Annotated in this window: 9 protein-coding genes; 6 read left to right on the top strand and 3 right to left on the bottom strand. The window is 69.2% G+C overall.

Going from position 1 to position 11,640, the window contains the following annotated elements:
* Nucleotides 1–173 precede the first annotated feature (173 nt).
* A complete protein-coding gene (locus CIK81_RS10645; protein WP_096166005.1) occupies nucleotides 174–1,571 on the top strand; it encodes an MFS transporter in 1,398 nt (465 codons plus the stop codon).
* A 66-nt stretch (nucleotides 1,572–1,637) separates the two neighbouring features.
* Here the strand turns inward: CIK81_RS10645 and CIK81_RS10640 are convergent, their stop codons facing one another.
* Nucleotides 1,638–2,804, bottom strand: a complete 1,167-nt coding sequence (locus tag CIK81_RS10640; RefSeq protein WP_114307320.1) for a hypothetical protein — start codon at nucleotides 2,802–2,804, stop codon at nucleotides 1,638–1,640.
* 258 nt (nucleotides 2,805–3,062) lie between these two features.
* Here CIK81_RS10640 and CIK81_RS18175 point away from each other — a divergent pair, with 258 nt between their 5' ends.
* Entirely contained in the window at nucleotides 3,063–3,746 is a 684-nt protein-coding gene (locus CIK81_RS18175) for an FAD-binding protein (protein ID WP_158541991.1), read from the top strand.
* A gap of 167 nt (nucleotides 3,747–3,913) precedes the next feature.
* Here CIK81_RS18175 and CIK81_RS10630 read toward each other — a convergent pair whose 3' ends face one another.
* Nucleotides 3,914–5,278, bottom strand: coding sequence for a PepSY domain-containing protein (locus tag CIK81_RS10630; protein WP_114355684.1), 1,365 nt, complete (start codon nucleotides 5,276–5,278; stop codon nucleotides 3,914–3,916).
* A gap of 45 nt (nucleotides 5,279–5,323) precedes the next feature.
* A complete protein-coding gene (locus CIK81_RS10625; RefSeq protein ID WP_158541990.1) occupies nucleotides 5,324–5,932 on the bottom strand; it encodes a DUF5134 domain-containing protein in 609 nt (202 codons plus the stop codon).
* A 60-nt stretch (nucleotides 5,933–5,992) separates the two neighbouring features.
* Between CIK81_RS10625 and CIK81_RS10620 the strand changes: the two genes are divergently transcribed.
* The 4 genes from CIK81_RS10620 to CIK81_RS10605 all read left to right on the top strand — a co-directional run bounded on the left by CIK81_RS10620 (nucleotide 5,993) and on the right by CIK81_RS10605 (nucleotide 11,636).
* Nucleotides 5,993–6,448, top strand: a complete 456-nt coding sequence (locus tag CIK81_RS10620) for a BlaI/MecI/CopY family transcriptional regulator (protein WP_346218057.1) — start codon at nucleotides 5,993–5,995, stop codon at nucleotides 6,446–6,448.
* Nucleotides 6,448–7,293, top strand: a complete 846-nt coding sequence (locus CIK81_RS10615; RefSeq protein WP_158541989.1) for a M56 family metallopeptidase — start codon at nucleotides 6,448–6,450, stop codon at nucleotides 7,291–7,293. The genes CIK81_RS10620 and CIK81_RS10615 overlap by 1 nt, the downstream gene beginning before the upstream one ends.
* Before the next feature lie 78 nt (nucleotides 7,294–7,371).
* Entirely contained in the window at nucleotides 7,372–9,300 is a 1,929-nt protein-coding gene (locus CIK81_RS10610) for a cytochrome c oxidase assembly protein (protein WP_241964119.1), read from the top strand.
* Complete coding sequence (locus CIK81_RS10605; protein WP_241964118.1) at nucleotides 9,297–11,636, top strand: cation-translocating P-type ATPase; 2,340 nt, start codon at nucleotides 9,297–9,299, stop codon at nucleotides 11,634–11,636. Before CIK81_RS10610 ends, CIK81_RS10605 begins: the two co-directional genes overlap by 4 nt.
* Nucleotides 11,637–11,640 lie beyond the last annotated feature (4 nt).

Here is an 11,640-nt window from a genome sequence, read left to right as displayed (position 1 = left end):
CTCCTCCGCGAGACCGATCACCGACCGCCCGAGCAGGCAGTCGCCTATAGGATCCCTGGCTTCCGATCATCCTGCGGTCGCCCGTTGAAGACCTCTCCGGCGCACGTCAGACTGCTCAGAGCAGAGCAGCGCGATCGTCCGCTGTGCTCGACACAGGCAGCGAAGGAGCTCCCATGTCCCGCCCAGAATCGTCCCGCCCGGATTCTTCCTCCCCGTCGACCTCGTCTCCATCGCCGTCCGCCGCGCGGGACGTGCCCCCTGAGGCCGGGGTGAACCCCGGCACGCACCGTCTGGTTCCCCGGGCCCCGGCGATCTCCTGGTGGATGCTGCTCCTGACCACCACCGCGATTCTCATGACGTCGGTCGACCATCAGATCCTTCCGGCCGTGCTGCCGCAGGTCTCCGAGCAGTTCGGGCTCACCGCGCAGGAAGCCGGGCTCATCAACTCGGTCTACTTCGCCGGCCTGGTCGCCGGAGGGATCATCTTCGGATACATCTCGGACCGCATCGGCACGGGGTACCGCCGCTCCTGGACCTGGAACGTCGCGATGCTCTTCGCGATCATCGGCGGCGCACTGACCTTCGGACTGGCCGGGAGCTTCATCGCCTTCCTGCTGCTGCGCATCCCCATGGGCGTCAGCCGCGGCGGCTCCGAACCGGTGAACGTGGCCATGGTCGCCGAATGGTGGCCCAAGGAGCACCGCGGCTTCGCGGTGGGCGTCCACCACACCGGATTCCCGATCGGACAGTTCCTGGCCGGTGCCCTCATCGCCATCGTGCTCGGCTCGGCGCACTGGAGCGCCGCCTTCCTGGTGATCCCGATGCTCGGGATCCCGATCATCATCGGCCAAGCGTTCCTGGGACGGAAGAAGCACCAGGCCACCGTGTACCGCAAGATCGAGGAGATGGACCTGACGCCGCCGCTGGAGGAGCTGTCCACGCGCAGCGACGGCAGCTTCTGGGCACCGGTGAAGGAGGCGCTGAGGCACAAGAACGTCCGCTGGGCCGTCGTGCTGTGCTTCCTCTTCCTCTGGGGCGAGGCCGGAGTCGTCACCTTCTTGACCACTCAGCTGCGGGGCCTCGGCATGGACGTCTCCGACGCGATCCTGGTCTCCGGTGCGTCGGGGCTGACCGGGTGGATCGGCCAGGTGGTGTGGGGCACCCTCTCGGACCGGCTCGGGCGGAAGTTCGCCATCGCCTTCCTCATCATCGGATGGGTCGGGAGCCTGCTGGCGATGATCTTCATCCACGACCTGACCACGGCATGGATCATCCTGCTCGTGTGGGGACTGTTCCGCAATGCGCCCTTCCCCGTCGTGTACGCCCTGCTGGTGGACTCCGTGCCGAAGGCGGCGGGGACGGCGCTGGGGATCATGATCGGGGTCGCCCTGGGCGTCTCCGGCATCTTCGCCTCAGCCGTCTCCGGGATCGTGATCACGCAGCTCGGCTTCACCTGGCACTACCTGATCCTCGCGGCGATCTGCCTGGTCGGGTTCATCCCCCTGGCACGGATCACCGAGACCGTGCGCGTGGCGCGCAAGCACACGCCGGAGCCGTCCGCGCCCGCGTGATCCGTCCAGACCCTCGCCCGTGCGGCATTCCCCGCGCGAGATGGTCGGCGAGCGCCGCGACTGCGCTCACGCGACCGGATGGCGCCGCTCGTAGTCCACGCCGTACGTGCGCGACGCACGACGGGCGCACGCGAGGGTGTCCTCGCGCGGCGGATACGTCAGCGTGCCTGTCAGCAGCCGCACGTCCAGCCCGTCCGTGGTCGCCCGGAGGCCCGTGATCTGATCGAAGGGGATGAGCCCGCGGCCGTGCAGCACGTCGAACCATCCCTTCGCGCTCAGCCCGGCGTCGTGCCGCACCCGACGCACGGCACGGACCGCCTGGACCACGAAGATCGGGACTCCCACCACCGGCATCCAGCCGAACACCACCAGCACGAACCAGTTGCCGTCCCGCAGCGTCCCCTCCTGGATCAGCGCCCCGTAGAGGATGGCGCCGAACCCGGCCACGACGGCCGCGGCCCAGACGTTGATCGCGAAACGGCTCCACCGCTGGACCCGAGTGGGTTCGTGGCTGCGCGGATCCGGCGACCACGCGGGATCCAGGTGCAGGGTGCGGGTCTCCTCGACGCTCGGCAGGAACCCGTCGACCATCCACCGCGTGACAGCCTCCCGCGCCCCGGGATGCCAGTGCACGCCCGGCCCGAGCGACGCGTCGAGGCGCTCGAGCTGCCTGGCGATCTCCTGCTCGCTGCGGCGCTCCTCGGCGCGCGCGGGCAGCGCCAGCGCTGCCGCATGGTGGTGCTCCACGAAGAGCCCGTGCACGCCCCGCGTCGAGACGCCGATCCCGCCCGCCTGCGCCGAACGGCGTCGGCTGAGGCCGGGGAACGCCGTGGCGACGCCCAGACCTGACAGGGCCACCGCGAGCAGCGGGGCGATCACGGAGGCGGGCGCGGGGCCGGCGAGGGCCGCCCCGGCCGCCGGCATGGCGAGGGCCGTGAGGACGAGGCCCGTCCACGAGAGCGCTATGGCCGCGCGACGAGGCCGCGAGGCCACGGTGATCACCCTGCCGGGCCCGACGGGCGGTCGAAGATCCCGGACGAAGCCCGACAGTGTCGTCGCCCAGACGTAGACCGCCCCGACCAGCAGCACGCACTCCACCGCCAGGACCAGCGTCAGATCGTCGATCTCGCGGGCGAGGAAGCCCGCCCCCAGCAGGAGCGCCACCGACAGGACGCCCTTGACCGGTGGCCAGCGGTAGAACCGCTCATCGGCCGTCAGCCCTCTCGGCGTCATCGGATCAGTGAGCACGACGAGGGTGGTGGCAGACGGTCATCGCGCCATCGTAGTCGCGTTCCCGAGCTCCCCCGGTGTCGGCGCGACGGCGCAGCGCATGCTGGCAGCGCGAAGTGGCAGCGCATGCTGGCAGCGCGAAGTGGCAGCGCATGCTGGCAGCGCGTCGTTGCGTGCGTGGTGCGGGAGCAGCCGGCCCGGCAGCCCCACCGGCTGCTCGGCACGGCAAGCGCATGTCCCGCAGCACCTAGTCTGATCTCCATGGACCTCCGCCGCTCCACGCCCGCAGCTCTGACCTCGCGCATCGCGACCGCTCTGGACCCCTCCCTGGTCAGACCCGACCTCCTGGACGCGCTCGCCGCGCGACTCGTCGAGCTCGATGCGTCGGCGCCTGTGGGCTGGCGCGACGCCGTCCTGCACAGCTCCCCCGGGGATCCGGCCTCGGAGCAGGCCCTGCGGGCGGTCGTCGGCGACCTCCTCTACGCCCGGGGCCTCACCGCCGACGTCGCCGGCCCCGACCTCGCCCCGTACGTCGAGGCCTGGTCCGCCCCCGATCCCGAGCGTCAGGAGCCGCTCCTGCTGGACCATGCCTCGTTCGCCGCGCCGGAGACGCTCGCCGCGCAGTACGACGCGATCGTGATCGGTTCGGGCGCCGGCGGCGGCATCGCGGCGCAGACCCTCGCCGAGTCGGGCCGCAGCGTGCTCGTGGTCGAACGGGGCGGCCTGCCCCGGCGCCGCGACCTGCTCACCGACCATCTGCGCACGCCCCGTTCCGGCAGCGGCCTGTTCCCCCACTCGGGCCCCGGCCCGGAGGCCGAGAAGCGCGAGGTGATGCTCGGCGACGGATCGTGGAGGGATGTCCTCGCGGGCGAGGGACTGTGGAGCAACAACGCGATGACGCTCGGTCTGAGCATTGTCCGTCAGGTGCAACGTGGGCGAGTCTAGGCAGTCGCAGGTTGCCACGTGTAGTGCCCCCTGCGCCTCAGGGGTCCGATTTCAGCGGATCCGGCGTCCGCATCAGATCTCACTGTTTTCACGTCGCTACTGCGATGCTGGCGGTCTCCGCTCGTAGCCGAGGGCAGTGATGCGGTGTGTTGACCTCTAGCTCATGTCTACTCGTGCCGAGCGGTTGCGCTCCGGATGATGGTTCTGGCGAGGTCGAAGGCTACGAAGGCGACGAGGGTGACTCCGAGCAGGGGGAGTGCGAGGCCGAAGACTGCGGCGATCGCGATGAGGATGCCGTAGGCCGCGGTGGTGTCGACCCGGCGCCCGGGAGCGGTAGGAAGCCCGGTACGCGGTGGCTTGGGGCGGCGTCGCCACCACATGCGGTACCCGATGACGATGAGCGTGATGACGGCTCCTGCGATGGCGATGAGCAGGAGCTGGTTGAGCCAGCCGAAGAGGATGCCCATGTGGAAGGAGATGCCGGCTTCGGCGAGCTTCCCGGCGACGGGCCAGTCGGCGAAGCGCACGGTCTCGACGACTGTTCCTGAGGCGGGGTCGATCGCCATGGAGTCCTGCTTCAAGGGCCAGGACCTCTGCACCTGGGAGACCACCCACGCCCCTCCGTCGTTGCTCGGGGTGATCGCCACCGGGTCCGTCAGGCCCTCGGCACGGGCCACGTCGAGCACGCTCTGCGCGGTGGCAGGGACCTCCGCTTCGGCGACCGGGGTGGTGGTCGCCGCCTCGGAGGAGAGGTAGGGCGTTGACCAGCTCAGGCTCTGACGCAGCGCGCTGAAGTTGCCGCCCGCGAACTGGGACCAGGTCAGTCCGGTGGCGGAAAGGAAGAACAGTCCGATCGCGGCCCAGACGCCGATGGTGGCGTGCAGGCTCATGGAGCGCTGGCGCTGCGGTCCTTTCCGCTGGGGAAGGAGGTATGCGCGGGCGGTGCGGGCGCGGACCTTGCGGGTGACCCAGATGATGAGTCCGCTGAGGGCGAGGACCCACAGCCAGCTGGCGGCGACTTCGCTGTACCAGCGACCGGCGTCGCCGAGGTGGAGGTTGCGGTGGAGGTCGTCGAACCAGGTTCGCAGCGGCAACCACTCACCGAAGGTGTTCAGCACACCGGTGACCTCCCCGGTGTAAGGGTCGACGAACGCGGTGAGCTGGCGATCCTCGCGAGCTGAGGGGGAATCGAAGGTGACACGAGTGGTGGACTCGGGATCCTTGGGCGGGCGGATCTGCGTGATCGTGCCGTCGGTGACCTCGCTCTGCGTGGCCTCGATCTGCTGCGCCAGTGGCACCATCTCTGTGCCCGCTGGGGCGCTGGCGTGGAGTTCCTTGTCGTAGACGACCTGTTCGATCTGCGGGGTCAGCGCATAGAGGATGCCGGTCGCGGCGGCGACGAGGAGGAACGGAGCGATGAACAGCCCGACGTAGAAGTGCAGGCGGAGGGTGAGCTCTCGCAGCTCGTCGCGCAGCCGGCGCGGACGGGAGGTGTTGCCTCCGGTGGGGCGGGGCGGGGCTTGGGTGGCCATCAGGTCGGGCCTTTCGCGGTGACGGGGAGGTGGCGTGAGCTGAGCTCACATGAGGGCGAGCATGAGCGCCATGCCTGCGGCCATGAGGAGGTGGCAGGCTGAGTGGGCGCGGTGCGCCGGATCGCGGAGAAGGCGCACGAGCCACCAAACGGCGATCACGGCGCTGAGGACGACGGCGCCCCAGTTCACGGCCTCGACCCAGGCCGGAGTCGGCGTCATCTCCATCGCCATCTCGTCTCCGGTACCGCCGCCGTGGTGTCCGGCGTGCGCATCGGCAGAACCTTCCATGGCGTGGCCCATCAGCAGCGGCATCGCCAGCAGCATCCAGATCATCGCGGCGTTAAGAATCACGTGGCTGACCACTGCGACACGCTCACCCACGGCGTGGACAGCGGGTAGGCCGAGCAGCATCACAACACCAAAGAGCGCGAAGAGGGCGACCTGAATCCACGTCCCGGCCGTGCCGACTGGCCGCCACACCATCAGCAGCATCGCCAGGCTCATCACGAGGTGGTTCACGTGCACTGCCGTCGCTATCGGCCCATTGTGGGAGGCGTGCACGGACCCGGTAGTCACTGCGGCGGACGTGCGATGGCTCTGCGCGAGGTGCAGTGCGCAGAGTACGGCCGTTGCGAGGAAGATGGCGGTCAGCACGAAGGACCAGGGAGACTCAATCACGATCCCGAACTCTACACGCAGTAGAGCTCGCGAGGTGTGGCGCATCGACCGGGCTGCGATACCGTGTGGCACGCTGCAGGCATACAGAGAACGGGAAGCGGTGGGGTCGTGGCGGGTGTGAGATCTCGGTCTGCCGGCGCACTGGAGGCTCTGGTGATGCGCGCCTTGTGGACCGCCGCCGCACCACTTAGTGCCAGCGCGATCCAGGCGACCTTCGATGACCCCGCACCCGCCCAGACCACGGTACTCACAGTGCTGTCCCGACTCGAGACGAAGGGGATGGTCACCCGACGAGCCCTCTCGCCCCGGCGAGTGACGTTCGAAGCAGCCGTCAGCAGTGCGCAGGCGCACGCCGCAGACATGGTCGAGGTGCTCGAGGATGCACAGGACCGCGAGGATGCGCTGATGGCCTTCACTGACAACCTCTCCGAGGCAGACCTCGATCTGGTGATGGATGCGATCACCTCACGGCGCTCTCACCGGGAACGATGATGATCGGGGCGATCGTCGGGACGTTGGTGGCAGGACTCGCCGCCGTCCCGCTCTCGGCGTGTCTTCTCACTCGTGGGGGGTGGCAGGTTCGTCGTCCACGTCGCGCGCTGATGGCGTGGGCTCTGGCCGGCGCGCTGGGGTTGGTCGTGACGATCGTGGCCGTTCTCGTTGCGGCCGCGCTGTCGCTGTCGACGAGCTCTGCTGGCGCCCCGATAGAGGGGCTGGCCCTGACGCTCATCGCCTGGGCCGGGCTCGGGGGTCTTGGCATCGCGGGATCCCTTACTCAGCTGGGCCGGGTCGATCTCGGCGAGGATGATGACGAACGGCCGAGCATCACCGAACTGCTCTCACGTCGGCGGACAGGTTCCTGGCAGATGGGCGCCATCGCCGTCGTCGAGATCGAGGATCCGCGCTATGTGGCCGTGGCTATACCGGGCACGCCGTCAACGATCTTCGTCTCGCGTGCTGTCCGGCATGCACTGCCGCCCTCCTATCTGTCCGCTGTTCTCGCCCATGAGGCAGCGCATCTCAGGCAGCGCCACGCGCTGCTGAGGAGGCTTGGAGCGTGGCACACGGCATGTTTGCCCAAGCGTTCCCGCCTGCGACGAGACCTAGCTTCACGGATCACGCTGCTCACCGAGTTGGCCGCGGATGACGCTGCAGCCTCCAAGGTAGGCCCCGCCCACCTGAGGGAGGCTCTGGCCGCTCTCAACCGCCTCACCCCCTCCCGCGAGCTGGGAGTTCGCGCTGCTCGAGTCAGCGCACTCCACCCACAGCACTGCCCGCCGGACGCCTTGCCCTCTTCGCGCACCCCAAGCGGACATCTGCGTCCCGAGCATCGCTGAGTCGCGCACGGGAGACGTCCGCGACATCGCGACCTGTCGCCCCGAGACCAGTATTCGACATCTTGTAGAGTCGGCGTGGTGAAGCAGAGAGCAGTGGCCTTCGCGCTCAGCGCGCTCTTCCTCGCGGCGCTGCCCGCGGTGGCGGCGAACCTGCTCGGCGGCCCCTCCCTGTACGAGGACATCCACCGAGGTTTCCCCGGGACGGGGACGGCCGTGACAGCTGCTGCGCTGCGCGGTGCCGCCGATCTCGCGGCAGTGGTCTCCCTGGGCGCCGTCGTCGCGGTGCTGTTCCTGCATCCGCGCGGGAAGAGCGAGGCAGGCCGGCTGCGATTCGGCCCGGACCTGCGCCTCCTCACTTGGGCGTCGGGCGCCTGGACCGTGCTGGCGGCGGCGAACCTGATCGTCGCTGCACCCGAGTCCAACGGCGTCGAGCTGGGCCGCCTTCTGGAGCCAGGTGCGTTCGGACCGCTCTACACGTTCGGCTACATGCCCCGGGCGTGGACCGTGACTCTGGTCGGGGCGCTGGTCCTGTGGCTGTGCTCCTACTGGGGCACGCGCTGGACGACGCTGCTGCCGGGGCTGTGGGCGGGGATCATCGGCGCGCTGGCGCCGGTGGTGGTGGGGCAGATCCTCGTCGGTCCGAACCATGACATCGGCGGGGATGCCGGCGCGCTCCAGACCATCGCGGCAGGAGTCCTCCTCGGACCGGTCCTGGTCACCGCCGCGGTGCGGCTGATCCGCAGCGGGGAACGGGGCCCTCTCGACGAGGGGCTCGTCCTCCGCGTCGGCCTGGTCGGGGCGGTCGCCGTGCTCGCGGCGGAGCTCGTGGTGACGTGGTTCAAACTTGCCGGGAGCGATCCGTGGGCGAGCGTGACCGGCGTTCTCACCCTGGTGCGTCTTGCTCTTCTGGCAGCGCTCGTGGTCTCTCTCGTGGTGATGCGGCGCAGGGGCTCTCACCGGATGGCGGTCCCGGCCCTGCTGATCACCGTGTGGGTGGCGATCGGTGCGGCGATGACTCGCATTCCGCCACCGCAGTACTTCGTGCCCACGAGCATCCCTGAGGTGTTCATGGGGTTCGAGGTGCCGGATGCGCCGACCTTCGCGACGCTGATGAGCACGGGGAGGCTCAACCTGCTGTTCGCCGTCCTCGCCGTCGTCGGCATCGCGTCCTATCTCGCGATGGTGATCGTCCTGCGCCGCCGGGGCACGAGATGGCCCATCAGCCGCGTACTGCTGTGGTGTGGCGGCTGGCTGGTCGTTCTCGCGGCCACGAGCTCCGGGTTCGGAAAGTACTCCGCCCCCGACTTCGGCGTGCACATGGTGGTGCACATGAGCCTGTCGATGCTCGCTCCGATCCTCCTGGTCCAGGGCGGGGTGATCACGTTGATCCTGCGCACCGCACGCGCGGATCGACACCGAGCGGGCGTGCACTCATGGGTGACGCAGATCCTGCACTGGCGGCTGCTGCGGACCCTCTACCACCCGGCGGTCGTGTTCATCATCTTCATCGGCTCCTACTACGGCCTGTACTTCACTCCGCTGTTCGGCACGATGATGCGCTTCCACTGGGCGCACCAGCTGATGAACCTCCACTTCCTGGCCACGGGGTACGCGTACTACAGCCTGATCATCGGTGTGGACCGTCCGCCGCGCCCGCTGCCCCATATCGGGAAGCTCGGCTACACCTTCGCCGCGATGCCCTTCCACGCCTTCTTCGGAGTGGCCATCTACTCCTCGCCCACGCTGTTCGCCCAGACCTACTACGACTACCTCGCACTGCCGTGGGCGAACCTGTGGGAGTCCCAGAAGATGGCCGGCGCGGTGGCCTGGGCGGGTGGGGAGATCCCGCTGATCATCGCGATCGTCGCACTGTGCATCCAATGGGCGCGCCAGGACGACAAGGAGGCCCGTCGCCGGGATCGGCACCTCGACCGCGGCCTGGACACCGAGTTCGACGCCTACAACGACATGCTCAAGAAACTCTCGGACAGGGAACGCACCCGATGAACCACACCCCCACCGCACAGGCCGCCCCACCAGCCCTCTCCCTGGAGGAGCGGTACACCTTCGACGTCTCCGGGATGACCTGCGCGGCATGCGCGAATCGCATCGAGCGGAAGCTGAACAAGCTCGACGGCGTCAGCGCCACCGTCAACTACGCCACCGAGCGCGCCGTCGTCACGGGCATCACCTCACCGGCGCACGCGATCGATGTCATCCGCGGCGCCGGGTATGACGCCGCCGAGCACGACGACCAGGACGACGAGTGGTCGCGCCGCGCCAACGAGAACCGCATCGTGAGCCTGCGGCGCAGACTCATCACCGCAGCACTGCTCACCGTCCCCCTGATGGACCTCACCATCGCCCTCGCACTCATCGAGCAATGGCGGTTCCCCGGCTGGGAACTGCTGTGCGTCCTCCTCGCGGTCCCCGTCATCACGTGGGCGGCATGGCCCTTCCACCGGGCTGCCTGGAGGAACCTGCAGAACCGCTCCGTCAGCATGGACACTCTCGTCTCCATCGGCATCCTCACCTCGTTCGGCTGGGCCCTGGTCTCGATGCTCGCGGGCATCGACGCCGCCGACGGCGTGTGGCTCGGCATCGGCGAGGTCCCCGAGGGCGCCAACGCCCTGTACCTCGATGTCGCCGCGGGACTGACGACCTTCCAGCTCGCGGGCCGCTACTTCGAGACCCGCAGCCGGCGCCGCGCCGGCGACGTGCTCGGCGCGCTGTCCGCCCTCGGGGCACGGGAGGCCCGCCGTCGACGTGACGGGGTCGAGACGATGGTGCCGGTCGAGGAGCTCCGCACCGGGGACGTCGTGCTCGTGCGCCCCGGCGAGACGATCGCCGTCGACGGCCGGGTCATCGAGGGCACCGCCTCCCTCGACACCGGTGCGATGACTGGGGAATCCCTGCACCGCACCGTCGGACCGGGCGACGAGGTCATAGGCGGCACCGTCTCCGCGGACGGGATCCTCGCCCTCGAGGCGACCCGGGTCGGTGCCCACACCCAGCTCGCACAGATGGCCGCCATCGCCGAGCAGGCGCAGATCCGCAAGGCCCAGGTCCAGCACCTCGTCGACGCCGTGGTGCGCGTCTTCGTGCCCGTCGTCCTCGTCCTCACCGTGCTCGTCGCGTCTGCCTGGCTCCTCTCCGGTGCAGACCTGCCCACTGCGGTGACCAACGGGATCAGCGTGCTGATCATCGCCTGCCCCTGCGCCCTCGGCCTCGCCACCCCCACCGCGCTGATGGTCGGCGTCGGACGCGGCGCGCTGCTCGGGGTCCTGGTCAAGGGACAAGACGCTCTCGAAGCCAGCGGCAAGGTCACCACCGTCGTCCTGGACAAGACCGGAACCCTCACGCTCGGCGCCCCGCGCGTCATCGACATCCACCCCCACGGAGTCACCGCTGAGCAGCTGATGCGCCTGGCCGCGGGGGTCGAAGCATCCTCCGAGCACGCCGTCGCCGAAGCACTCCGCACCCACGCCGCGACCATGGTCGCCGACATCCCTGCCGCCACTGGGCACATCGTCTCCCCCGGTCACGGGATCAGCGCAACGATCAATGGTGAGAGCATCGCAGTCGGAAGCCCCGCCTTCATGCACGAATTGGGCGCCCACCTCAGCGGGCCGATGGAGGAAGCCGTCAGCGAGGCCGAGCAGGCAGGTCGCTCCACAGCGCTGGTCGCACGAGACGCAGAGGTCATCGGAGTAGTCACCCTCTCCGATGCGGTCAAGGAGGACGCCGCGGAGGCCGTCGCCGCACTGCACGGGCTCGGACTGCGGACGGTGCTGCTCACAGGGGACGCCCCGGCCGCTGCCGAGCGCGTCGCAGGCTCCCTCGGCATCCCGGACGTCCGTGCCGGCGTCCTGCCCACCGAGAAGGTCGCCGTGATCGAACAACTCCAGGACGAGGGACACCGAGTCGCCATGGTCGGCGACGGCATCAACGACGCCCCCGCCCTCGCAGCCGCCGACCTAGGACTCGGAATCGTCACCGGCACCGACGTCGCCCTCAAGACTGCCGACATCATCCTCGTCCGGGATGACCTCTACGCGATCGCCGACGCCATCACCCTCGCCCGCGCCACCAACCGCACCATCCGCACCAACCTCATCTGGGCCTTCGCCTACAACATCGCCGCCATCCCGATCGCCGCGATCGGACTACTCAACCCCCTCATCGCAGCCGCCGCGATGTCCCTCTCCTCCGTCTTCGTCGTCCACAACAGCCTCCGCCTCCAAAACATCCAAACGCTCCGCCCTTCCGCAGGCCCGGCACCTCGGGGGCAAGGAGCTAGGTCGGAGACGACCACGAACGCGCGAGCCGAGATGCATCAATGATGCA

It is taken from the genome of Brachybacterium sp. JB7 (genome assembly GCF_003335205.1).
GTDB classification, from domain to species: Bacteria; Actinomycetota; Actinomycetes; order Actinomycetales; family Dermabacteraceae; genus Brachybacterium; species Brachybacterium alimentarium.
This window is presented reverse-complemented; position numbering and strand designations above follow the sequence as displayed.

What these genes read in the sequence shown, in the direction of transcription:
- CIK81_RS10645 (WP_096166005.1), top strand. Translation starts at nt 174, where the DNA reads ATGTCCCGCCCAGAATCGTCCCGCCCGGATTCTTCCTCCCCGTCGACC.
- CIK81_RS10640 (WP_114307320.1), bottom strand. Translation starts at nt 2,804, where the DNA reads ATGACGCCGAGAGGGCTGACGGCCGATGAGCGGTTCTACCGCTGGCCA.
- CIK81_RS18175 (WP_158541991.1), top strand. Translation starts at nt 3,063, where the DNA reads ATGGACCTCCGCCGCTCCACGCCCGCAGCTCTGACCTCGCGCATCGCG.
- CIK81_RS10630 (WP_114355684.1), bottom strand. Translation starts at nt 5,278, where the DNA reads ATGGCCACCCAAGCCCCGCCCCGCCCCACCGGAGGCAACACCTCCCGT.
- CIK81_RS10615 (WP_158541989.1), top strand. Translation starts at nt 6,448, where the DNA reads ATGATCGGGGCGATCGTCGGGACGTTGGTGGCAGGACTCGCCGCCGTC.
- CIK81_RS10605 (WP_241964118.1), top strand. Translation starts at nt 9,297, where the DNA reads ATGAACCACACCCCCACCGCACAGGCCGCCCCACCAGCCCTCTCCCTG.